This window comes from Mesorhizobium sp. CA13, assembly GCF_020165235.1.
GTDB lineage: Bacteria > Pseudomonadota > Alphaproteobacteria > Rhizobiales > Rhizobiaceae > Mesorhizobium.
The window spans coordinates 182,752-204,766 of record NZ_JAIUHS010000012.1 but is presented as its reverse complement, the minus strand read 5'-3'; the positions used below and the strand labels follow the sequence as shown (position 1 = coordinate 204,766).

20 protein-coding genes are annotated in these 22,015 nt (G+C 64.7%); 9 read left to right on the top strand and 11 right to left on the bottom strand.

The window, feature by feature from the left end:
- The 3 genes from LB566_RS24380 to LB566_RS24370 form a co-directional block, all read left to right on the top strand.
- Positions 1 to 688 (top strand): fumarylacetoacetate hydrolase family protein (locus tag LB566_RS24380; protein ID WP_224628029.1); only part of this gene is annotated, 688 nt, incomplete at its 5' end.
- Positions 689 to 692: 4 nt separating this feature from the next.
- Positions 693 to 1,343 carry a maleylacetoacetate isomerase gene (maiA, locus tag LB566_RS24375; RefSeq protein WP_224628027.1) on the top strand — a complete coding sequence of 217 codons (651 nt, stop codon included), beginning with the start codon at positions 693 to 695 and terminating at the stop codon, positions 1,341 to 1,343.
- Positions 1,344 to 1,478: 135 nt separating this feature from the next.
- Positions 1,479 to 2,519 (top strand): zinc-dependent alcohol dehydrogenase family protein, encoded by a 1,041-nt coding sequence (locus LB566_RS24370; RefSeq protein WP_140495721.1) that lies wholly within the window; start codon positions 1,479 to 1,481, stop codon positions 2,517 to 2,519.
- Here the strand turns inward: LB566_RS24370 and LB566_RS24365 are convergent.
- Complete coding sequence (locus LB566_RS24365) at positions 2,516 to 3,415, bottom strand: DMT family transporter (protein WP_224628025.1); 900 nt, start codon at positions 3,413 to 3,415, stop codon at positions 2,516 to 2,518. The genes LB566_RS24370 and LB566_RS24365 overlap by 4 nt on opposite strands.
- Before the next feature lie 108 nt (positions 3,416 to 3,523).
- Between LB566_RS24365 and LB566_RS24360 the strand changes: the two genes are divergently transcribed.
- Positions 3,524 to 4,924 (top strand): PLP-dependent aminotransferase family protein, encoded by a 1,401-nt coding sequence (locus tag LB566_RS24360; protein WP_224628023.1) that lies wholly within the window; start codon positions 3,524 to 3,526, stop codon positions 4,922 to 4,924.
- A 23-nt stretch (positions 4,925 to 4,947) separates the two neighbouring features.
- Here LB566_RS24360 and LB566_RS24355 read toward each other — a convergent pair whose 3' ends face one another.
- Positions 4,948 to 5,838 carry a LysR family transcriptional regulator gene (locus LB566_RS24355; RefSeq protein ID WP_224628021.1) on the bottom strand — a complete coding sequence of 297 codons (891 nt, stop codon included), beginning with the start codon at positions 5,836 to 5,838 and terminating at the stop codon, positions 4,948 to 4,950.
- Between the two features lie 130 nt (positions 5,839 to 5,968).
- Here LB566_RS24355 and LB566_RS24350 point away from each other — a divergent pair, with 130 nt between their 5' ends.
- Entirely contained in the window at positions 5,969 to 7,465 is a 1,497-nt protein-coding gene (locus LB566_RS24350) for an MFS transporter (protein WP_224628019.1), read from the top strand.
- 6 nt (positions 7,466 to 7,471) lie between these two features.
- On the opposite strand, the gene LB566_RS24345 is transcribed toward LB566_RS24350, so the two are convergent.
- The 3 genes from LB566_RS24345 to LB566_RS24335 form a co-directional block, all read right to left on the bottom strand.
- Entirely contained in the window at positions 7,472 to 7,996 is a 525-nt protein-coding gene (locus LB566_RS24345) for a MaoC family dehydratase (protein ID WP_224628017.1), read from the bottom strand.
- Positions 7,997 to 8,214: 218 nt separating this feature from the next.
- The gene (locus tag LB566_RS24340; protein ID WP_140551540.1) at positions 8,215 to 8,643 is read right to left on the bottom strand and encodes a phasin family protein; all 429 of its coding nucleotides are present in this window, start codon (positions 8,641 to 8,643) and stop codon (positions 8,215 to 8,217) included.
- Between the two features lie 71 nt (positions 8,644 to 8,714).
- Positions 8,715 to 10,010 (bottom strand): DUF445 domain-containing protein, encoded by a 1,296-nt coding sequence (locus LB566_RS24335; protein WP_224628015.1) that lies wholly within the window; start codon positions 10,008 to 10,010, stop codon positions 8,715 to 8,717.
- Between the two features lie 396 nt (positions 10,011 to 10,406).
- On the opposite strand from LB566_RS24335, the gene rirA reads away from it, so the two are divergent.
- A complete protein-coding gene (gene rirA, locus LB566_RS24330; protein WP_140551413.1) occupies positions 10,407 to 10,868 on the top strand; it encodes an iron-responsive transcriptional regulator RirA in 462 nt (153 codons plus the stop codon).
- A 57-nt stretch (positions 10,869 to 10,925) separates the two neighbouring features.
- Here rirA and LB566_RS24325 read toward each other — a convergent pair whose 3' ends face one another.
- From LB566_RS24325 to hemP, 5 genes are read right to left on the bottom strand one after another with little or no spacing between them, the layout of a single operon-like run.
- Complete coding sequence (locus tag LB566_RS24325) at positions 10,926 to 11,717, bottom strand: heme ABC transporter ATP-binding protein (RefSeq protein ID WP_224628013.1); 792 nt, start codon at positions 11,715 to 11,717, stop codon at positions 10,926 to 10,928.
- 9 nt (positions 11,718 to 11,726) lie between these two features.
- On the bottom strand, positions 11,727 to 12,827 hold the full coding sequence (locus LB566_RS24320) for a FecCD family ABC transporter permease (protein ID WP_224628011.1): 1,101 nt from the start codon (positions 12,825 to 12,827) through the stop codon (positions 11,727 to 11,729).
- Positions 12,828 to 12,832: 5 nt separating this feature from the next.
- On the bottom strand, positions 12,833 to 13,741 hold the full coding sequence (locus tag LB566_RS24315) for a hemin ABC transporter substrate-binding protein (RefSeq protein WP_224628004.1): 909 nt from the start codon (positions 13,739 to 13,741) through the stop codon (positions 12,833 to 12,835).
- 10 nt (positions 13,742 to 13,751) lie between these two features.
- Positions 13,752 to 14,813, bottom strand: a complete 1,062-nt coding sequence (locus LB566_RS24310; RefSeq protein WP_224628002.1) for a hemin-degrading factor — start codon at positions 14,811 to 14,813, stop codon at positions 13,752 to 13,754.
- Between the two features lie 18 nt (positions 14,814 to 14,831).
- Complete coding sequence (gene hemP / locus LB566_RS24305) at positions 14,832 to 15,038, bottom strand: hemin uptake protein HemP (protein ID WP_224628000.1); 207 nt, start codon at positions 15,036 to 15,038, stop codon at positions 14,832 to 14,834.
- A 199-nt stretch (positions 15,039 to 15,237) separates the two neighbouring features.
- Here hemP and LB566_RS24300 point away from each other — a divergent pair, with 199 nt between their 5' ends.
- The 3 genes from LB566_RS24300 (at position 15,238) to LB566_RS24290 (ending at position 18,295) form a co-directional block, all read left to right on the top strand.
- The gene (locus tag LB566_RS24300; protein WP_224627998.1) at positions 15,238 to 17,427 is read left to right on the top strand and encodes a TonB-dependent hemoglobin/transferrin/lactoferrin family receptor; all 2,190 of its coding nucleotides are present in this window, start codon (positions 15,238 to 15,240) and stop codon (positions 17,425 to 17,427) included.
- Positions 17,428 to 17,429: 2 nt separating this feature from the next.
- The gene (locus LB566_RS24295) at positions 17,430 to 17,873 is read left to right on the top strand and encodes a hypothetical protein (RefSeq protein ID WP_140551407.1); all 444 of its coding nucleotides are present in this window, start codon (positions 17,430 to 17,432) and stop codon (positions 17,871 to 17,873) included.
- Positions 17,874 to 17,980: 107 nt separating this feature from the next.
- The gene (locus LB566_RS24290) at positions 17,981 to 18,295 is read left to right on the top strand and encodes an antibiotic biosynthesis monooxygenase family protein (protein WP_224627997.1); all 315 of its coding nucleotides are present in this window, start codon (positions 17,981 to 17,983) and stop codon (positions 18,293 to 18,295) included.
- A gap of 27 nt (positions 18,296 to 18,322) precedes the next feature.
- On the opposite strand, the gene putA is transcribed toward LB566_RS24290, so the two are convergent.
- Positions 18,323 to 21,934: a bifunctional proline dehydrogenase/L-glutamate gamma-semialdehyde dehydrogenase PutA gene (putA, locus tag LB566_RS24285; RefSeq protein WP_224627976.1), complete on the bottom strand. Its 3,612-nt coding sequence runs from the start codon at positions 21,932 to 21,934 to the stop codon at positions 18,323 to 18,325.
- Between the last annotated feature and the right edge of the window lie 81 nt (positions 21,935 to 22,015).

Sequence of the window (22,015 nt, the reverse complement as noted above, 5' to 3'; positions counted from 1 at the left end):
TGTCCTCCCCGCCCCCCCAACGCCCTCGGTCGCAGTGGCCGGCTCGAGCGAGCGCTTTGCGGTGCGCCGCATCTTCTGCGTCGGGCGCAATTACGCGGCGCATATCAGGGAGTTCGGCAATGACGAGCGCGATCCACCCTTCTTCTTCACCAAGCCGGCCGATGCGGTGGCAGACTCCGGCGCCACGGTCCCCTACCCGCCCCTGACGACCAACCTGCACCATGAGATCGAACTGGTGGCCGCGATCGGCAAGCCGGGCTTCCGCATCCCGCGCGCCCAGGCGCTGGATCATGTCTGGGGCTATGCCGTCGGCATCGACCTCACCCGCCGCGATCTCCAGGACGAAGCCAAGAAAGCGGCGCGGCCATGGGACTGGTCGAAGGCTTTCGACCGCTCCGCGCCGTGTGGTCCTCTGGTTCCCGCGCAAAAATCCGGCCATCCGAGCCAGGGCCGTATCTGGCTGGCCGTCGACGGCAAAGTCCGGCAGGACGCCGATCTCGCCGAGTTGATCTGGCCGATCTCCGACATCGTCTCGATCTGCAGCGAAGGCATGGAATTGCAGCCAGGCGACCTCATCTTCACCGGCACGCCGGCCGGTGTCGGCGCGGTCAAGCCTGGCGAGACGATGACCGGCGGCGTCGACGGCATCGGCACGATCGAAGTGACCATCGGCCCGCCAAATCGGTGAGTGCATGAGCGACATCGTCCTTCACAACTACTACCGCTCCTCCACCTCCTACCGGGTGCGGATTGCGCTGGAGATGAAGGGGCTGACCTATGACTACGTGCCGCATCACCTGCGCCATGGCGAACATCTCGAACCGGCCTATCTTGCGGTGAATCCCCAAGGGTTGGTGCCGGCGCTGATCCTGGGCGACGGGACGCTGCTGACGCAATCGCTGGCGATCATCGAATTCCTCGACGAGACGAAGCCCGAACCGCCTCTGCTGCCGAAGGACGCAGTTGGGCGCGCCCGCGTCAGGATGCTGGCGCAGATGATTGCCTGCGATATCCATCCGGTGAACAATTTGCGTATCCTGACCGCGCTGCGAACCCTGTTCGGCGCCGGCGACGAGGATGTCGCCAACTGGTTCCGGCACTGGGTCAAAGAGGGTTTCAAGCCACTCGAAGGCCTGCTGATGGCTTCGCCCGAGACCGGCACGTTCTGCCACGGCGACACGCCGGGGCTGGCCGATATCTGCCTGGCGGCACAGGTCACCAGCAATGCCCGTTTCGGCGTCGATATGGCGCCCTACCCGACGATCTCGCGCATCAATGCCGCCTGCATGGCCCTGCCGGCCTTTCAGAAAGCCGCGCCGCAGAACCAGATCGATGCCGAGTAACCTTCATTCGGCGACGCGCAGCGTCACCCTCGGCGCATGCGCAAAGGGCCGACTTGTCTGGCGGAATCGATTTCCGCTTGACCGGCCAGGGAATCGGCTATCGTTTCCCGAAGTGCGCGCAAGGTGGAGTTGCCGATGAAAGCCGTCGTCTTCGAAAAATTCGGCGAAGCGCCGACGATCCAGACCGTTCCCGATCCGAAGCCGGCCCCGGACGGCGTCGTCATCAAGGTCGAGGCGACAGGTCTGTGCCGCAGCGATTGGCACGGCTGGATGGGCCATGACGCCGATATCCGCTTGCCGCATGTCCCCGGTCACGAACTGGCCGGCGTCGTGGTAGCCGCCGGCAAGCAGGTGACCCGCTGGAAGGCTGGCGAGCGCGTCACCGTCCCGTTCGCCGTCGGCTGCGGCCATTGTTTCGAATGTACGTCCGGCAATCACCAGGTCTGCGAGCATCAGTCCCAACCGGGCTTCAACGCCTGGGGCTCGTTCGCCGAATATGTCGCCATCGAGCACGCCGACACCAATCTCGTGCGCCTGCCCGACGAGATGGAATTCGCCACTGCCGCCAGCCTCGGCTGCCGCTTCGTCACCTCGTTCCGCGCCATCGTCGACCAGGGCCGGGTGACGCCGGGCGAATGGGTGGCGGTGCATGGCTGCGGCGGCGTCGGCCTGTCGGCGATCATGATCGCCAGCGCCATGGGCGCCAACGTGATTGCAATCGACCTCACCGAAGAGAAGCTGGACTTCGCCAGGAAGATCGGCGCGGTGGCGACCATCAACGCGGCGACGACCCCGAACGTCGTCAAGGCGGTCAAGCAGATTACCAATGGCGGCGTGCACATGTCCATGGATGCGCTCGGCCACCCCACGACATCGTTCAATTCGATCGCCAATCTGCGTCGGCGCGGCCGCCATGTGCAGGTCGGCCTGATGCTGGGCGATCACGCCCGCCCGCAGGTTCCGATGGACAAGGTGATCGCCTTCGAGCTCGAAATCCTCGGCAGCCACGGCATGCAGGCCTACCGATACCCCGCGATGATGGAGATGATCCGCACCGGCAAGCTGAAACCCGAGCTGCTGGTCGGCAAGAAGATCAGCCTTGAGGAAGCGCCGGCCGCGCTGATGGCGATGGGCGGCTTCGAAGGCATCGGCATCGGCGTGGTGACGAAGTTTTAGCCAGCGGCGCTGGTCGCGCGCCGTGACAAATCCCGCTTGGCAAACTTTTTGGCGCCGAACACGCACAGCACCACGCCGAGCGTGATGACGACCATAAGAGGGCTGACCTGCTCATGCAGCAGTGTCGCCGCCAGCGCGAGGCCAAAGAAAGGCTGCAGCAGTTGCAACTGCCCCACGGCGGCGATACCCCCCTGCGCGAGGCCGCGGTACCAGAACACGAAGCCGATCAGCATGCTGAACAGCGAGACATAGGCAAGCCCGATCCAGGCATTGATCCCGACCGTAGCGAAGGACGATGGCAGGGTTGCCACGGTCAGCACCAGCATGACCGGCAGTGACAGCACCAGCGCCCAGCAGATCACCTGCCAGCCGCCGAGCCTGCGCGACAGCGCGGCGCCTTCTGCGTAGCCCAGGCCGCAAACGACGATGGCGGCGAGCATCAGTGCATCGCCAACCGGCGAGGCCGTCACGCCCTGCGCAAGGGCAAACCCGCCCACCAGCGCGCTGCCGAGGCATGAGAACAGCCAGAAGGCCGGCCTCGGCCTTTCGCCCCCGCGCAGCACGCCGAAGATCGCGGTCGCCAGCGGCAGCAGGCCGACGAAGATGATGGAGTGGGCAGAGGTGACATGCTTCAGCGCCAGTGCTGTCAGCAAGGGAAAGCCGACCACCACACCCAATGCGACGATGACAAGCGACATCACGTCATGACGCTCCGGGCGCTTCTCGCGGAACACGAGCAGCAACGCGAGGCCAAGCAAGGCTGCTATCACCGCGCGCGCCGACGTCAGGAACGTCGGATCGAAATCCATCACCGCCACGCGCGTTGCCGGCAGGGAGCCGCTGAAAATCAACACGCCGATGAATCCGCTCATCCAGCCGCTCGTCGTCTTGTCCATTGCAGGCAATCCATCCATTGCGCCCTCTATCGGGCCCATACCCATGGCGCGACCAGAGACAATGCAGTACAATTCAACAAAACTGTCATGGTTTGTCGGAAGGTACAGATGGACGAATCAGCGAGAGTCGACAACAGCGGAACCCTTGTCGAAGGCATCATGTCCACCATCCGCCAGCGAATTGCCGCGCGTAGCCTCACGCCCGGCGCCCAATTGCCCTCGATCCGCGCCTTCGCGAAATCCATGCAGGTTTCCAAATCCACGGTGGTCGAGGCCTATGAACGCCTGGCTGCGGAAGGCGCGATCCGTTCCCGGCCAGGCTCCGGCTTCTATGCCGCCGGATCGCTGGCGCCGTTGTCGCTGGCCGAGATCGGTCCCCGGCTCGACCGCGCCGTCGATCCGCTCTGGGTTTCGCGGCAGTCGCTGGAAGCGGGCGACGATATGCTGAAGCCCGGCTGCGGCTGGCTGCCCGCGTCGTGGATGCCGCAGGCGGCGCTGCGCCGCGCGCTGCGCACGGTGGCGCGCGCCGATGATGTGGCGCTCGCCGACTACGGCACGCCGCTCGGGTTGCCGCCGCTGCGCCAATTGCTGGCGCGGCGCATGGCCACGCATGGCATCGAGGCTTCCCCCGAACAGATCATGCTGACGGAATCGGGCACGCAGGCCATCGATCTCCTGTGCCGGTTCCTGCTCGAACCCGGCGATACGGTGCTGGTCGACGATCCCTGCTATTTCAATTTCCACGCGCTGTTGCGCGCCCATCAGGCCAAGGTCGTCAGCGTCCCCTATACGCCATCGGGGCCGGATATCGACTTGTTCGCGCAGGCGCTGGCCGAGCATCGGCCGCGCCTCTACATCACCAACTCCGCCATCCACAACCCGACCGGCGCGATCCTGTCGCCGGTCATCGCGCACCGGCTGCTCAAGCTCGCCGATCAATCGGACCTGACCATCGTCGAGGACGATATCTTCGCCGATTTCGAACACGCCCCTGCCCCAAGGCTCGCGGCTTTCGACGGTCTCGAGCGTGTCGTCCATATCGGCAGTTTCTCCAAGACGCTTTCGGCCTCGATACGCTGCGGCTTCATCGCCGCGCCCCCTGACTGGATGGAAGGGCTGGCCGACCTCAAGATCGCCACCACCTTCGGCGGCGGGCGGCTCGCGGCCGAATTGGTGCTGTCCCTGCTCAGGGATGGCAGCTATCGCAAGCATATGGACCTGCTGCGCGCCCGGCTTTCGCGTGCCATGGGCGAGACCGGCGCCCGGCTGAAGGAGATCGGCATCACACCCTGGATCGAGCAGCCCGCCGGCCTGTTCCTCTGGTGCAGCCTGCCGGATGCAGTGGACGCAGCCGAGGTCGCCCGCCGCGCGCTTGCGGCCAATGTCGTGCTGGCGCCCGGCAACGCGTTCAGCCTGTCGCAATCGGCCAGCCGCTTCCTGCGCTTCAACGTTGCCCAGTGCGAAGACGAGCGAATCTTCAGGACGCTGGAGGCTGCCATGCCGCGCTGAAGGCCGCGGCGAGGCTTGCGCGATCAGGACTTCATGCAAATCTCGCGCACGCAACTGCGCAGCCAGCGCTGCGCCGGATCGGCATCGAGCCGCGGATGCCAGAGCATGGAAATGGTGACCGCCGGGATGTCGACCGGCAGCGAGAAGCTCTGCATGCCGGCGCGCGCGCCTTGCGTATGCCGCTCGGGCACGCTGGCGATCAGGTCCGAGGCGCGCGCCATGGCGAGTGCGGCCGAAAAACCGGAAGCCATGCACACGACTGTCCGTTGCAATCCGAGCCGGCTCAAGGCCTCATCGATCGGTCCTCTTTCGCGGCCCCGCCGCGAGACGTTGATGTGACGGCCTGCCGCATAGCGTTCCGGCGTCATCGCGCCCTGGCCCAGCGGGTGGTCGTTGCGCACGGCGCCGATGAAACGGTCGCGAAAAAGCGCCTGGATGCGCACCTCCGGCCCGCTTTCACCGGCCACGCCTATTTCCAAATCGATCGCCGCTTCGCGTAGCGACGCCATATCTTTCTCCGGCTTCGGCGCGAAACGCAGCCTTACGCCCGGCGCGTCGGTCTCGATGCGGGCGATCAGCCGCGGTCCGAACTCCTCGACGAAGCTTTCATTGGTGCGCAGCGTGAAGGTCCTCTCCAGGCCCGGCAGATCGAGCAGCCTGGCCGGGCGCAGCAGCGTTTCCGCATCCTGAACCACACGGCCGACCTTTTGGCGCAGTTCCTGCGCGCGTGGCGTTGGGACCAGGCCGCGACCGGCGCGCACCAGCAGCGGATCTCCCGTCGCCGCGCGCAGCCGCGCCAGCGTGCGGCTCATCGCCGAGGGGCTGAGCCGCAACCGCATCGCGGCACGCGCCACACTGCCTTCGGCCAGCAGGACATCAAGGGCAACGAGCAGGTTGAGATCGGGCGATGTCATCGGCGGATTATAACATGATGTGGCGTTCAATGCACTGATATCATGCAAATGCTGCGTCTTCCGCCATATCAGCCGCAAGATTAGATCTCTGGCGGCTCCGGTTTCCGGAGTGGGCAGAAAGGAGATCGCCATGGCAATCGCGGAGCAGGATCGGGATGTGCTGATATCAGCGCCGCAACAGAGAGGATCGGCTGGGTGGGCGCTGGCGAGCCTGTCGCTGGCCACGCTGCTGTCGTCGCTGGGCACCAGCATCGCCAGTGTCGGCCTTCCCTCGCTGATGCAGGCATTCGACGCTTCGTTCCAACAGGTACAATGGGTCGTGCTCGCCTATCTGCTCGCGATCACCATTCTGATCGTCAGTGCCGGGCGCCTCGCCGATATGCTCGGGCGGCGGCCGCTGCTGCTTTTCGGCATCGCGCTGTTCACATCGGCGTCGGTGCTCTGCGGCCTCTCGCCGGCTTTGTGGCTGCTGATCGCGGCGCGGGCGGTGCAAGGGCTTGGCGCGGCGCTGATGATGGCGTTGACATTGGCCTTTGTCGCCGAGACGGTGAGCAAGGCCAGAACCGGCAGCGCCATGGGCCTGCTGGGCGCCATGTCGGCCATCGGCACCACGCTCGGCCCTTCCTTGGGCGGCCTGCTGATCGCCGCTCTCGGCTGGCGTTCGATCTTCCTGGTCAACGTGCCGCTCGGCGTCCTGACCTTTGCCATGGCCTGGCGCGCTTTGCCTGCCGGCAATCGGATGACGCGGACCGGTCAAGCCGGCTTCGATGGTTTGGGCACGGGCCTGCTGGCCCTGGCATTGGCGGCTTACGCGCTGGCGATGACACTGGGTAGAGGCAGTTTCGGGCTCATCAATATCGGCCTGCTGATCGCGGGTGGCATCGGCATCTTCCTGTTCGCCACGGCGCAAAGGATGGCGAAAAACCCATTGGTCGAGCTTTCCGCCTTCCGTGATCTCTCGCTGAGCGCCAGCCTGGCCATGAACCTGATCGTCGCCACCGTGATGATGGCGACCTTGGTGGTCGCGCCGTTCTATCTCTCGCGCGGGCTCGGACTGGACCCGGCAAACGTCGGACTGGTGCTCGCGATAGGCCCGCTGGTCTCTGCACTGTCGGCGTTGCTGGCCGGACGCCTTGCCGACCGCTTCGGAGCCAAAAGGATGATGGTCGCGGGCCTGCTTGGCCTCGCCACGGGCACGTTCCTCCTGTCCCTGGCAATGACGGCACTCGGCATCGCCAGCTATGTCGTCCCCATCACCGTCACCTGCTTCGGCTATGCCTTGTTCCAGACGGCGAACAATGCCGCCGTCATGAGCAGCGTTGGCGCCGGTCAACGCGGCGTCATCTCCGGCCTGCTCAACCTGTCGCGCAACCTTGGCCTCATTACGGGCGCCTCCGTCATGGGCGCCATATTCGCCGCCGCATCAGCCGGAGGACGCGAAGGCATCGGCCAAGGCATGCTGACGTCAGCGTCGGCGGCCAGCGGAATGCAGGTGACCTTCCAGACAGCAACGGCCCTGACGCTGGCGGCGCTGGTGCTGGCGCTGGTTTCGGCTCGCGCCGTCGGCCGCGCTGCGCCCGAAATGCGCGCTCAGCCTTTTGCCGAGCCGGCAGGCAAAGAACCCTGACAAAGATCAATTCAGGGGCCTGACGGACTCCCGTTCAGGCCCTGCCCGCTTGCGGCGCTCATAGAGCATGACCAGCGTCTCGGCCGTCAGCGCCGGCTTTTCCTCGCCTTCGATCTCGACGGTGTTGGCGGCCTTCATCAGGTATTGGCCCGGCCCCCTGTCCTCCATGGACAGCAGCGTGGTGCGCAGCCGGATGCGTGCGCCCACCTTGACCGGCGCCAGGAAACGCACCTTGTCGAAGCCGTAGTTGAAGGCGGCCTGCGTGTTCTCGGGCACGATTCCCATGCCGAGCGCCAGCGCGCCGATGATCGACAGCGTCAGGTAGCCATGCGCGATCGTCGTGCGGAATGGGCTTTGTCGCCGCGCCCGTTCGGGGTCGACATGGATCCACTGATGGTCGCCGGTGCATTCGGCGAACTGGTTGATACGGTTCTGGTCGACTGTCGTCCATTCCGAGACGCCGAGCTCCTGCCCGGACATCGTCCTCAACTGCTCGTAGGTCGGCGGCGTCTTAGGCCGTATTTCGGTCATTCCTGTTTTCCCGATGGCTTCCAACGCTTCCGGACCACGAACCGGCGGCTCCTGTCAATTCGCCCTGCATGATTCCGTTCCCCCAGGATCGACGTGAATCCTGGCATCGCGTCAAGCCGTATTTGCCCGGTGCAACAGCGTGGCGGGCCGATGAGAGAGCATGTGAACAACCTTCGCCGAGCGCAGGGCTGGCAGGCAATCAGTCTTTGGCACGCGAGCTACTTCTTCTCGAAGCCGGCGCGGATTTCCTCCATCGCCTCCTTGATGCGCATGCGGAGGATGTCGACCGATTCGGTGCCGGATTTCCTGGCCAGCTCGGCCACTTCGCTGGCATTCTTCAGCGTGGTCTCGAAGGATTTCCTGGCGAACTCAGTCTGTTTGGCCATCAGGTCCTGCGGCGTGCCCGGCGCTCTGTAGCTTTGCGTCATGTCGGCGATTTCGCGCAGCGTGTCCTGAAGCATCTCGCGTTGCCTGGAAAACAGCGACGACGCGCCGGCGGCACTTGCCCGCGCCGATTTCTCCAACGCTTCGAGGTTCTTGCGGTGGTGCGCGAGGATCGCCTCGACATCGACATTGGGCAGTTTCAGGTCACGGCCGAACCGGCCGAACATGTCCGTGAAGGAATCGGAATCCGGTCGTTTGGCCACGCTCATCTGCTCCCCTGTTGCCGCGACTGCTGATGCCCGGCCCCATGAGAATAGGGCATGGCGTGCGCCCGTCAATTGACGAGAAACAGCCGCTCCGCGGTGTAAAGCGCGATGCCGGCCAGACCGCCGATGATCATGCCGTTGAAGCGGATATATTGCAGGTCCCGGCCGATGTTCATCTCGATCAACCGCGTCAGTTGCGCCAGGTCCCAGCGCTTGACCTGGTCGGCGATGAATTTCGATACGCCGCTCTTCTGGCTCTCGACGAAAGAGGACAGCGCCACCACGAATCCCTGGTTCATGTCGGCCCTGATCTTGGCGTCTCCGGCCAGATGCCTGCCGACCTCGGCGAACATGTTGGCAAGATGCGCACGGATGATCGATTGCGGCGCTTTGGCATCCTGCTCGATGAACAGGCTGAGACTTTCCCACATGTCGCCGGCCAGCGCCTTGACTTCCGGCCTGGCGAGGAAATCGCGCTTCAGCTTCTCGGCGCGCCTTGCATATTGCTTCGACGTTCTCAGCCGGTCGACGAAGCCCTGCGCGAAACGGTCGAATTCGGCGCGCATCGGGTGGTCGGGATCCGCTCTCACCTCGTCGAGCAGCGAACCGGCCGAGGCGACGATCTTCTTCAGGAGATAGGCGTCGGCCCGGAACAGGTTGAACAGCGACGGCAGTTCCTCGCGGATCTTTTCGCGCATGGTCGTTAGCGCCTGTTCATCGTTGAGGAATCGGCCGATCACCTTGATGAACTCATCGAACAGCCTCTGGTGACGGCGATCGTCGGTCAGGGCCGAGAGCAATTCGGCCGCCAGGGGCGCCAGCGGCACTTTTTCGATCTGTTCCAGCATTCGGCTGGTGACGAAGCCGCGCAGCCCCGATTGCTCGACGGCGGCAAGTGTCTGCGGAATCAGCCGCACGACGAAACGCGACAGGCCCTCGGCGCGCTCGGAATCGGCCAGCCAGTCGGCGACAAGCGCCGAGAAATCGACCTCGGCCAGCTTTTCGCGCACCGGCTCGGGGGCAAGGAAATTGACTTCGATGAAACGGCCGAGATTGTCGGCGATGCGGTTCTGGTTCTCGGGGATGATTGCCGTGTGCGGGATCGGCAGACCGAGAGGCCGCTTGAATAACGCGACCACCGCATACCAGTCGGCCAGGCCGCCAATGGTCGCCGCCTCGGCAAAGGCGGCGACGAAGCCGAGCCATGGATGTGTGCCCTCGAAGGACTTGGCCAGGGCGAACACGGCGACGCAAAGCGCAAGCGCCGCCGTGGCGACGAATTTGGTCCGCCGCAGCATGGCAAGCTTGGCATGCGAGTCGGCATCATATCCGGCGGAAGCCACGGCCGTGGCGGGTTGTGACATGTCGGAGCCGCTCCTCGTCAATTTCGGACCCATTAGAGCATTCCAGGAAAGGGTGTGTAATGGTGTTCCCGGGAAAAACGCGTGGCGCTTTCCCAAGGGAATTGCGTGAAAACAAAGAGTTGGAGCGGTCGGCCATTCTGCCAGACGCTGGACCGCTCTGGTATTTCGCCCGAGGAAATGCGCGTGACAGCCGAATCGGCCGCGTCTTGCTGCGTTGCGCACACAAAGTTGACGAGAATATTCAGCTATATGCGAAGCTAGTCTGGAATTATTCCAAGGTATAGGCCATATTCCGCAGAGGCCAGTGCGGTGAATCCGGAAGCTCGGAGCAATGCCGCACCAGCAAAGTTCAAAATCTGGCGTGATCGCAGCTCGCCAGCGCTTTGTGAGGACAAGATGCGGCTTACCCGCCAGACCAATTATGCCATGCGCATCCTGATGTATTGCGCCGCCAATACCGATCGGCTGAGCCGCATCCCCGAGATCGCCGCCGCGTATTCGGTGTCGGAGCTTTTCCTGTTCAAGATCCTCCAGCCGCTGGTCGAGAATGGCCTTGTCGAGACGGTGCGCGGCCGCAATGGCGGCGTCAGGCTTGGCCGTGCCGCGGAATCGATCAGCCTGTTCGACGTCGTGCGCGTGACGGAGGAAAGCTTCGCCATGGCAGAGTGCTTCGAGAACGACGCCGCGGAATGCCCATTGGTCGACAGCTGCGCGCTCAATTCGGCGTTGCGCGAAGCGCTCAACGCCTTCTTCGCCGTGCTCGCCCGCTACACGATCGCCGATCTCGTGGCGGCGCGTCCGAACGTGCGCAGCCTGCTCGGCATCGACATGCTGGAGCGCCGCGCACCGGCGGCCTGACCACATCGCGATATTGCTCGGCAGGTCGAGATTAGGCTATTTGCGCTCGCCTGAATATCAACTGACCGCTGATTGCGGCAGCACGAACGGCGTATTGCCGGCCGGCAGGACTCCGACTCTCAAGCGGCAACCGAACACCCTTTCGATCAGATCGTCGCTCAGCACATCCTGCGGCGAACCGGTGGCGGCAAGCCGGCCGCGGTGCATGACGAAAATACGGTCGGCATACATCGCCGTCAGGTTGAGGTCATGCAGGATGGCGATCACGCCGCCCCCCCTTCTGGCGAAGTCGCGGGCGATGTTCATGATGATCAGTTGGTGCTTGATGTCGAGGCTGGACACCGGCTCGTCCAGGAACAGATAGCGCGGCTTGCCGTCGAGCATCGGCGCCCAGACCTGGCACAGCACCCGGGCGAGTTGAACGCGCTGCTGCTCGCCGCCGGAAAGCTCCTGGTAGAAGCGGCCGGCGAAACCGGCGAGGTCGACACGTGCCAATGCCCGTTCCGGCAGGCGTTCGTCCTCGCCCGGCCGCACACCCGAGCGGCCTCCGACAAGGCCGAGCCTGACAATCTCGCGCACGGTGAAGGGAAACGACAGGGTCGTCGCCTGCGGCAGCACCGCGCGCAGCGTCGCCGCCTCGACTGGCGTCATGGTCGAGAGTTCGCGGCCGTCGATGGCAATCCGGCCAGTATGCGGGAGTTCCCCCGACAGCGCCTTGAGGAAGGTCGTCTTGCCCGATCCATTGGGCCCGACAATGGCCGAAATCTCACCCGGCCTGACCTCGAAATCGACGCCGGCGACGATGCCTTTCCTGCCGATCGCCACCGAAACATCGCGCGCTTCGATCATGAAACACCCCTAAAGGTCGATGACGCCGCGCTTGCGCAGCAGGATCCAGAGGAAGAACGGCGCCCCGGCGATCGCCGTGACGATGCCGATCGGCAGTTCTGCGGGCGCAACAATGGTGCGCGCGACAGCGTCGGCCAAAAGCAGCAGCGAGGCGCCGAGCAGCGCCGAGGCCGGCAGCAGATAGCGATTGTCGGGGCCGATCAGCAGGCGCAGCAGATGCGGCACCACGATGCCGACGAAACCGATACCGCCGCTGACCGCGACGGACGCGCCGACCGCCGCCGAGGCGCCGACGATGGCCGTGTACTTAAGCCGCTGCACCGGAATGCCGAGATGGCCGGCGGTCGCCTCGCCCAGCGCCAGCGCATTGAGGCCGCGCGCCAGGAAAGGCATCGCCGCCAGCGAAAGCGCGATGACGGGCCCGACTGAGCCGATCTTCTGCCATGTCGCTCCGGCCAGCGAGCCGAGTTGCCAGAAGGTCAGGTCGCGCAGTTGCCGGTCGTCGGCCATGAAGATCAGGATGCCTGTCAGCGCCATGGCAAGCGCGGCCAGCGCGAGGCCGGCAAGCAGCATGGTGGCGACGGATGTGCGGCCCTGCCGCGTCGCGACCCTGTAGAGCAGCAGCGTCACCGACAACCCGCCGCAGAAGGCCGCCAGAGGAAGGGCCAGCGTGCCCAACCAGGCGGTCACCGGGGACAGCACGGTCGCGCCGAGCACGATGACGGCGACCGCGCCGAGGCTGGAGCCCGCCGAAACGCCTATAAGTCCGGGGTCGGCAAGCGGATTGCGGAACAGCCCCTGCATGACCGCGCCGGACACCGCGAGGGCGGCCCCGATCAGCACGCCGAGCACGACGCGCGGCAGCCTTATGTCATAGACGATGAGGCGATCTCGCGCGCTCATCGCCGCGTCGCCGGGCGCTGCGCCGAACAGCCAGTCGCCGACGACCTTGACGGCGGACGCATCCGAGGCGCCGGAGGTCAGCGACAGCAATACCGCTGCCGCAAGCATGACGCAGGCGAGCGCGATGACCAGACGGGCGCGCCCGGAACGGTCACCGTCGCTGGCCATCTTCCTTTCCGCCGGCCCGGCGATCGACTGGTCGACCATGCCGCTCAGTCCGTAATCTGCGTGCCATAGAGCGCGACGGCAAGGTCGTGGACGGCGTCGGCCGTCCGTGGTCCGAAGCCGAGCAGATACCCGCCGTCGATGCGGATCAGCTTGCGCGCCGTTCCGGCCGGCGTCGAGGCGATCGACGCATTGCCGAACAGTTCGTCGTCCGCTACCGGCGGTCCGGCATTGCTCATCATCAGGATCGCGTCCGGCCTGGCGGTGACGACAGCCTCGTCGGACAGTTGCTTGTAGCCGGAGAAGCCTTCGATCGCGTTGACGCCGCCGGCCAGCTTGATGATGCCGTTGGCCGCGGTGTCGCTGCCGGCCGCCATGATCTTGCCGCCCTGCATCGACAGCACGAACAGCACGCGCTTGCGCTGCTTGATCGAGGCCGTCTGCTTTTCCGCCGCCTGCAGCTTGGCATCGATCTCCCTGGCCAGCGCTTCGGCCTTGGCGTCGGCGCCGAGCGCCTTGCCGACCACGCGGACCTTTTCGAGGATGCCCTCACGATCGTACTGGTCAGGCACCTCGATGAAGGGGATGCTCGTCTTCTTCAGCACATCGAGCGCCTCCTTGGGGCCGCTGCCGTGCAGCGCCAGCATGCCCGAAGGGTTGACCGACAGCACACCCTCCGGCGACAGCTGACGCATGTAGCCGACATCCGGCAGGTCGAGAGCGGCTTTCGGATAGCGGCTGGTGGAATCGCGCGCCACAAGATGCTTTTCCTCGCCGAGCGCGTAGACGATCTCGGTGATCGAGCCGCCGATGGACGCGATCCTGGTGGGATCGGAGAAGACGGAGACACCGTCGCTGGCGTCGGCCGGCTGCAGCGCGCCGAGGGCAAGGGAAAAGCCGAGCATCGGGCCAAGCATCGATCCGCGCGAGGCCGTCAATCCGGTGAGAAGACCCATCATCGTTTCCTCAGGCTGCCGTCGGGCTTGGAATGCGCGGCAGGTTTTCGGCCAGGAAGCGCCAGTCGTCGCGCTCACCCTCTCCTTCATGGCGCTTGCCGAAGAACTGGATGATCATGTTGCCGACGGCGTCGTAGACCTCCAGCGACGTGACATGGCCGTCCTTGGTCGGCTTGCGCACGGCCCAGACCTCATGAATGTGGTCGGTGCGCAGGTGCAGATGGAAGGTCTCGTCCAGCACATTGATCCATGGCCCCATCGGCTTGATCGACTTGACCGGACCGGAATGGATTTGGATACAGCCGCGGTTTCCCACAAAGCACATGATCGGCATTTCGCCCGCGGCGGCATGATTGAACATGGCTCTCACCGCATCATTGTCGAGCAGCCAGGCGTAGTCCTGGCCCACCATGCGCACAGCCTGGCGGCGACTGAGCTTCAACGTCTTCAGCATGCCGAAGAACTGATGCACGTCGGTCAGCCGGCTCCAGCGATCGCGCAGATCGTCGAGATTCGCGGTCGTTGCCGCCGCCTGGCCTTCGTTCTCGGCGGCTGGCCCCGAAATGGCGACTAGTGGTTCCTGGTTCGACGATTCCAGCGAAGCGACCAGTTTCTGATAGGCATAGAGATTGGATCCCGGCCGCAGATGCACCTTGTGCACCGCCTCGCCCGCCGCGTCGAAGAATTGCAGGCTGCGGCGGATGTCGTCGCCCTCGCGCTTTTCCACGGCAAAGCCGTGCGCCCAGATTTTCGGGAAAATGCGCAGGTCGATGTTCTCGCCCAGGACCATGGCATTGTGATTGCCGGTGACGACCTTGTCGTAGACGCCGATCTTCTCATGCACGGCGCTTTCGTTGCGGGTCAGCGCCATCACCTCGCCGACGGCATCGAGGCCGGTCAGGAGGTCGTTGACGCGTGGCTCGACGCGAACGACACCGTCGCCGCAATGCGCGGCCACCAACTCGGCCTCCGAAATGCCGAGCTGTGCGGCCAGATCGCGCTCGCGCGTTTTCGGATTGTCCGTCCGCGCCCGCCGGATTTCGTGCGGGGCGGGTTTCACGCGCTGGTCCATTGTCCTGATCCCTTCCGCTTACTTGTTGAGGATGAGCTTGCCCTGGCGGGTGATCTTGAGCCGGTAGAGCGCGCCGTGATGCTCGATGCCGATCTCGTGCTCGCCCTGGAACAGCGTGTTGCTCGACAGCGTGCGCATCGCGAGCGGAACGCGGTCGAAGCGGGCGGAAGCATCGTCGGAACGGCGGACGCGATAGCGGAAGTCGTTGGGATTGTGGGTGTTCATGTGGATCGGTCCCTTTCCTGTGCCGGGCGTCTGGCTAGGCGTTTGCGTAATCCGATTCATTCTTGACTCGACTAATCATGTTTACTAGTCAGTGCAATACCGGATTAAATGAGTCAAGATTTAAGACGCTGAATACGATCACAAATGCCAGCCAGCCCCAGGCCAGCCCGCATCAACCTGGAATTTGGAGTTGGGGCACATGGGGTTAGCGATTTGGGAACGGCGCGGCTGGTCGGCGGCGAACGGTGCAGCGGCTTTGCTGGCGGGCGTGGCGGCGATTGCCTTGTTCGTGCCACCCGCCAACGCTCAGCAATCGGCACAGGCGGCGGGAGAGCAGGCCGATCAATCGAAGCAGGCTGAGCAGGAAAAGCCGGCGCCGGCGGGCGCAACGCTGCTCGACAAGGTTCTGGTCATCAGCCGCACGGGGGAAACGGCGATCCAATCGCTGGCCTCGGCCAGCCATGTCGACCAGGAACAGCTCGACCGCCGCATGGCGACGACGCCGAACGAAGTGCTGTTCGGCGTGCCCGGCGTCGCGGCGCAGGCCGATGCCAGGCGCGCCAGCACCAGCGTCAACATCCGCGGCCTGCAGGATTTCGGCCGCGTCGCGGTCATAGTCGACGGCGCGCGGCAGAACTTCCAGCGTTCCGATCACGGAACCCAATCGACCTTCTATGTCGACCCCGAACTTATCAAATCCGTCGACGTCATCCGTGGTCCCGTCGCCAACACCTATGGCTCGGGCGCGATCGGCGGCGTGGTTTTCTTCGACACCAAGGACGCCCAGGACTTCCTCAAGCCGGATGAGACATGGGCTGGATCCGTCACCGGACGCTACGAGACCAACGGCAAGGGCTGGACCACCAGCGCGTCCGGCGCCTATCGCTTCAACGAGAACTGGGATGCGCTGGGCAACATCGTCTACCGCGACTACGATGACTACAAGGATGGCGGCGGCGACACCGTCAAGGGCACCGGCTTCGACGTATTGAGCGGATTGCTCAAGACCACAATCCGCCCGAGCGACAATAGCGAACTGAAGCTCGGCTGGGTTGGTTCGAGCGACGGCTGGAACGAGATCAGCGGCGGCATGCCGGCCAATGACGTCGACCTGAAGTCGGACACCTTCACCGCGCGCTACAATATCACGGACGAAGACAGGAGCTGGCTCGACCTCCACGTCAACACCTCCTACAACAAGACCAATCTCGACCTGACCAGTCTTGTTCCTCAGCGCCGATTCGATCCCGTCACCGGCCTTCCCGTGATATTGCCGGCAGGTTCGACATCGACCTTCGATGTCGGCACCGCCGCCATCGACATCTGGAACACGTCGCGATTCGAGACAGGCGGCCTCGCGCATGAACTGACCTATGGTGGCGACTGGGTGAATGACGACGTCGAGACTGGCGGCACGGCAGGTGGCGACAGCTTCTACACGCCTTCCGGCAAGCGCAATGTTTCCGGCGCCTACATGCAGGACAAGCTCAGCTGGGATTGGCTCGAAGTCATCGCCGGGCTGCGTTACGACAATTACAGCCTCAAGGACGGCATGCACGAAGCGTCGGGCGACCGCCTGTCGCCGCGCATCACCGTCGGCGTTTCACCTTTCGAAAGCGCCAGCCTTGCCGGCCTGCAATTCTACGGCACCTATGCCGAGGGCTACCGGTCGCCGTCGCTGACCGAAACCCTGATCAGCGGCAACCACCCGGCGGGGGTGAGCTTCCCGTTCCTGCCCAATCCCAATTTGAAGCCCGAAACCGGCAAGACCGTCGAATTCGGCGTCAACTACAAGCAGAACGACATTCTCGAATCCGGCGACGCGTTTCGGCTGAAGGCAGCCTATTTCAACAACGACGTCGAAGACTATATCGAGGGCGTTACGCTGTCGGCCTTCGACCCGACCAGCGGCTGCCCCTTCGGGCCGGGCATTCCGATCTGCTTCCAGTACCAGAACTTCGCCAAGGCAAAGATCAACGGCTTCGAGATGGAAGGCGTTTATGATGCAGCATGGGGCTACGCCGGACTTTCCGCCTCCATCATCAATGGCCACACCATATCCTACGAAGGCGATCGGGCGGACCTTGCCACGATCCCGTCTGCGCAGGTCACCGCGCAGCTCGGCCTGCGCTTCCTCGAGGACAAACTCACTGTCGGCGGCGAGGTGCAGTACAATGGCAAGCCCAAGGGCAACCCGATCGCCGAGGACTATACGCTGGTCAACGCCTTCGCCAGCTACCAGGCGACCGACAATCTGAAGGTTGATTTCCGCGCCGACAATCTGTTCGATGTCAAATACGCCAATCCGTTGAACGGTAGCACGACGGTCGCGGTCTATGAACCGGGCATAACGCTGAAGCTGGCGGCAACGATGCGATTTGGAGGATGATGATGACGAGCTTGACGGCATCCCTTCGCCTGCTGACCTCGGCGCTGGCGATGTCGCTTGCAGCGGTTCCGGCGTGGGCACAAGAGTCCGCGCCGGCGCCTGCTCTCGCCCTAGAACTCAATGGCGCGCAACCCTCCGAAAAGGGCTGCCGCCTGACCTTCGTGGTCACCAACAATCTCGGCGCCGACCTTTCCAGGGCGGCGTTCGAGATCGCGCTGTTCAACGACGCCGGCGTCGTCGACCGCTTGACCGTACTCGATTTCAAGGACTTGCCGGCCGGCAAGACGAAGGTGACGCGCTTCGATCTCGCTGGCACCAACTGTGCCAAGGTCAGCCGCGTGCTGATCAACAGCGCGACCGAATGCGTCGGCACCGGCGTCGAGCCGAATACCTGCATGCGAAAACTCAAGACAGATGCCAAGACCAGCATCGCCTTCGGGGTCTGAGCACGGCGTGGACTGCGTGCGGCATGCCTGCGGCACGCAACCAGGCCTTTCTGAACGTACCCAATCGGGAACCACCCGTCTCAGTCCAGAAAACCGAAAGGAACTCCATGTACATCGCCATGAACCGCTTCAAGGTGCAGAACGGCTCGGAAGCCGATTTCGAGGCCGTGTGGAAAAACCGCAATTCCAGCCTTGCGGAAATGAAGGGCTTCCGCGAATTCCATCTGCTGCGCGGCCCGGTCAACGAGACCGAGAGCTATACGCTGTTTGCCTCGCACACGGTCTGGGCAAGCCACGACGATTTCGTCGCCTGGACCAAGTCGGAGAACTTTCGCGCCGCCCACAGGAACGTCGGCACGACGAAGGTCCATTATCTCGGCCATCCCCAATTCGAGGGCTTTTCGGTCGTCGAGGGCGCCTGAAGCGACCTCGCCCGCCGGATAGGGTCCTTACGCCGCCGCAAGCAGGCTGGCATTGCCGCCCGCGGCGGTGGTGTCGACACAGACGGCCCGCTCATGCACGTAGGCCGCCGGATTGAGCACCTCGCTGACCAGCGGCACGATCAGCCCTGAGCGTTCGGCGATCACCTTGCGCACGATGCGCGCCGCTTCCGGCGTCCCCGAGAAGGCGACGACGTCGACGCGCAACGACCGAGCCTCGACCGGATCGGGGCGGCCGTCGATCGCCGCCAGCGGCAGACCCTTGCCGGTAAGCGCCGAAAGCGCCGCCGGCGCGCCTGGCGCCACCGCCAGCACGGCGTTGCCGGCGGCGAGCGCCTGGATCGTCTGCGCAAGCAGCGTGTCGCCGTCCGGTCCCAGGCACAGCACCCGGCCGCGCGGCGCCAGTGACAGCGTGTTGGCCTCGCCGGTCGGCCCGGGCAGGTCGACCTGGCCGAAATCGATACCGGCGGCTGCTCCGATCGCCGCGGCACCTTTGCCGCGCAGGTGCTTGCGCAGAATGGCGACGCGGTCCGGCCGCGTCGACCAGCCGCCAAGCGCGGGATCGGGCAGGTTGTCGGCGAGCTCGGTCGCCGTCACCTTGTGACCGTCGGCAAGCGGCGTACCTGCCTCCGGTCCCTTGCGAAAGCGCCGGAGATAATGCGGTCCGCCGGCCTTGGGCCCCGTGCCGGACAGCCCCTCGCCGCCGAACGGCTGCGAGCCGACGACCGCGCCGATCTGGTTGCGGTTGACATAGATGTTGCCGGCATGGATCCCATCGACGAAGTGCTGAACCCTGCCCTCGATGCGGGTGTGCAGGCCGAAAGTCAGGCCATAGCCCTTGCGGTTGATGGCGGCGATCACCGCGTCGATCTCGTCGGCATCGAAACTGGCGACATGGAGCACCGGCCCGAACACCTCGCGCTCCATCTCCTCGATACCCTTGACCCGGAACACATGCGGCGCGACGAAACGGCCATCCCTGGGTGCTTCGAGCTTGGCGATCAGCCGGCCCTGCAGACCCATTTTGGTGCAGTACTCGCGGATCGAACCCTGCGCCTCGTCGTCGATGACGGGACCGACATCCGTCGAGATAGCCCAGGGATCGCCGACCTTGAGCGCCTCCATGGCGCCCTTCAGCATCTCCAGCATCTTCTTCTCGACGTCCTTCTGCACATAGAGGACGCGCAGCGCCGAACAGCGCTGGCCCGCACTCTGGAAGGCGGAGGCGAGGATATCGCGCACCGCCTGCTCGGGCAGCGCGGTGGAATCGACGATCATGGCATTCAGGCCGCCCGTCTCGGCGATCAGCATGGCGTCGGGCGCGGCTGTCTCGGCCAGTTGCTTCTCGATCAGCTTGGCGACCTCGGTCGAGCCGGTGAAGCAGACGCCGGCAATGCGCGGATCTGATGTCAGCGGTCCGCCGACCGAGGGGCCGTCGCCCGGCAGAAGCTGGATGACGTCTTCCGGCACGCCGGCCTGGCGCAGCATTTCGACGGCCCGGAAGGCGATCAGCGGCGTCTGTTCGGCGGGCTTTGCAATCACCGAATTGCCGGTGACGAGTGCTGCGGCGATCTGGCCGGTGAAGATGGCGAGGGGAAAATTCCACGGCGAGATGCAGACAATGACGCCGCGCGCCTCGGTGCCCGCCTCGGCATTGCTCGCCTCGGCGGCGTAATAGCGCAGGAAATCCACGGCCTCGCGCACTTCAGCGACGCCGTCGGCCAGCGATTTGCCGGCCTCGCGGGTGGCCAGCGCGAAAAACTCGACCGCATTGGCCTCGTAGAGGTCGGCGGCGCGATTGAGGATGGCGGCACGTTCGGCAACCGGACGCTTTGCCCAGGCCGGCTGCGCTTCGACAGCGATGCGCACGGCGGTTGCCACCTGCTTGGCGGTGGCTTCGCTTACCGTGCCCACCACTTCCGAAGGCCTGGCCGGATTGACGACCGGGCGTTGCTCGCCATAGCCGGCGGCGCGCGTGATGGGCTTGGCGTGCCAGCGGTCGGGGCCAGCGAAGGCTGTCCTCTCCTTGTCGATCGCCGCCAGCGTCACCGGATCGGTGATGTCGAACCCCTTTGAGTTGCGGCGGCCGGCGCCGAAGATCACGGCAGGCCGGGGGATCGCGGGATTGGTGGCGGGACCCTGGCTCTCGACCGCCTCGATCGGGTCGCGCGCAATGTCTTCGGGCTCGACATCCTCGTCGGTGAGTTGGTGGACGAAAGACGAATTGGCGCCGTTCTCCAGCAGCCGGCGCACCAGATAGGCGAGCAGGTCGGAATGCGCGCCGACAGGCGCGTAGATGCGGCAGCGCGTGCCTTCGGCCTTGCGCACCGTCTCGTGCAAGGCCTCGCCCATCCCGTGCAGGCGCTGGAACTCGAAGCTATCACGGTTCTTCGTCATCGACAGGATGGCGGCGACAGTGTGGGCATTGTGGGTGGCGAATTGCGGATAGATGCGATCGGTCATCGACAAAAGCTTTCTCGCGCAAGCGAGATAAGAAACGTCGGTGTTGACCTTGCGGGTGAAGACGGGGTAGCCGGCGAGCCCCAGCGTCTGCGCCCGCTTGATCTCAGTATCCCAATAGGCACCCTTGACCAGTCGTACCATGATCGTGCGGTCGTATTTCGTGGCAAGCGCATAGAGCCAGTCGATGACGAAGGCCGCGCGTGGTCCATACGCTTGCACCACCACACCGAATCCGTTCCAGCCTGCGAGCTCCGGCTCGGCAAGCACGCGCTCTATGACGTCGAGCGAGAGGTCGAGGCGGTCGGCCTCCTCCGCATCGATGTTGAGGCCCATGCGCGAATGACGCGCAGCGAGTGCCAGCGACAAAAGCCGCTCGGCCATGACAGGCAGCATCTCTTCCTTCTGCGCTTCCTCGTAGCGCGGATGCAGCGCCGAGAGCTTCACCGAAATGCCGTGGTTGTGGCGGATATCAGGCCCGTTTGAACCGGCATCGAGTGACGAGATGGCATCGGCATACGCCTTGTGGTAGCGCAGCGCATCTGCCTCGGTGCGAGCCGCCTCGCCCAGCATGTCGAAGGAATAGAGATAACCTTTCTGCGTCATCGGCCGGCCGCGCTTGACGGCTTCGGCGATGGTGCGGCCGAGCACGAACTGCTCGCCCATCTCGCGCATAGCCGCCGCCACCGCCTTGCGGATGACGGGCTCGCCCAGCCTGCGCACCATGGCGCGCAACGTGCCTTCGATGCCGCCCTCGCCTTCGTCAAGCACACGGCCGGTCAGCATCAGCGCCCAGGTCGAGGCATTGACGAAGATCGAGCTCGAACCGCCCGAATGCGCAGACCAGTCGTGCGGCGCGATCTTGTCGGCGATGAGGTCGTCCATCGTCTCGGTATCGGGCACGCGCAGCAGCGCCTCGGCCAGGCACATCAGCGCCACGCCTTCCTTGGTGGAGAGGCCATAGGCGGACAGGAAAACCTCCATCAGCCGCGGATCGGACGAGCCGCGCACCGCCCGCACCAGATCGGCGGCACGAGCCGAGATCGCCCGGCGGTCCTCCACCGAGAGGCCGCTCGCCTCGGCGAGCCGCTTCACGGCCTGGTCCTCGTCGGGCAGATAGTTGGCGCGGATTTGCTGGCGGATGGCATCGAGCGCTGGCATGGCGGGTCCTACGGGCAAGCACAAGGGGACGGGCCGGCGGTCACCGGACCGAATGGCGCAAGCTAGCACAGGTGCCGATTT

Excerpts from the sequence above, each read along its gene's own strand:
- LB566_RS24315 (WP_224628004.1), bottom strand. The coding sequence starts at position 13,741 with ATGGGTCTTCTCACCGGATTGACGGCCTCGCGCGGATCGATGCTTGGC.
- LB566_RS24310 (WP_224628002.1), bottom strand. The coding sequence starts at position 14,813 with ATGGACCAGCGCGTGAAACCCGCCCCGCACGAAATCCGGCGGGCGCGG.
- LB566_RS24360 (WP_224628023.1), top strand. The coding sequence starts at position 3,524 with ATGGACGAATCAGCGAGAGTCGACAACAGCGGAACCCTTGTCGAAGGC.
- putA (WP_224627976.1), bottom strand. The coding sequence starts at position 21,934 with ATGCCAGCGCTCGATGCCATCCGCCAGCAAATCCGCGCCAACTATCTG.
- LB566_RS24350 (WP_224628019.1), top strand. The coding sequence starts at position 5,969 with ATGGCAATCGCGGAGCAGGATCGGGATGTGCTGATATCAGCGCCGCAA.
- LB566_RS24300 (WP_224627998.1), top strand. The coding sequence starts at position 15,238 with ATGGGGTTAGCGATTTGGGAACGGCGCGGCTGGTCGGCGGCGAACGGT.
- hemP (WP_224628000.1), bottom strand. The coding sequence starts at position 15,038 with ATGAACACCCACAATCCCAACGACTTCCGCTATCGCGTCCGCCGTTCC.
- LB566_RS24335 (WP_224628015.1), bottom strand. The coding sequence starts at position 10,010 with ATGTCACAACCCGCCACGGCCGTGGCTTCCGCCGGATATGATGCCGAC.
- LB566_RS24370 (WP_140495721.1), top strand. The coding sequence starts at position 1,479 with ATGAAAGCCGTCGTCTTCGAAAAATTCGGCGAAGCGCCGACGATCCAG.
- LB566_RS24365 (WP_224628025.1), bottom strand. The coding sequence starts at position 3,415 with ATGGACAAGACGACGAGCGGCTGGATGAGCGGATTCATCGGCGTGTTG.
- LB566_RS24290 (WP_224627997.1), top strand. The coding sequence starts at position 17,981 with ATGTACATCGCCATGAACCGCTTCAAGGTGCAGAACGGCTCGGAAGCC.
- LB566_RS24320 (WP_224628011.1), bottom strand. The coding sequence starts at position 12,827 with ATGGTCGACCAGTCGATCGCCGGGCCGGCGGAAAGGAAGATGGCCAGC.
- rirA (WP_140551413.1), top strand. The coding sequence starts at position 10,407 with ATGCGGCTTACCCGCCAGACCAATTATGCCATGCGCATCCTGATGTAT.
- LB566_RS24295 (WP_140551407.1), top strand. The coding sequence starts at position 17,430 with ATGACGAGCTTGACGGCATCCCTTCGCCTGCTGACCTCGGCGCTGGCG.
- LB566_RS24345 (WP_224628017.1), bottom strand. The coding sequence starts at position 7,996 with ATGACCGAAATACGGCCTAAGACGCCGCCGACCTACGAGCAGTTGAGG.
- LB566_RS24325 (WP_224628013.1), bottom strand. The coding sequence starts at position 11,717 with ATGATCGAAGCGCGCGATGTTTCGGTGGCGATCGGCAGGAAAGGCATC.
- LB566_RS24355 (WP_224628021.1), bottom strand. The coding sequence starts at position 5,838 with ATGACATCGCCCGATCTCAACCTGCTCGTTGCCCTTGATGTCCTGCTG.
- maiA (WP_224628027.1), top strand. The coding sequence starts at position 693 with ATGAGCGACATCGTCCTTCACAACTACTACCGCTCCTCCACCTCCTAC.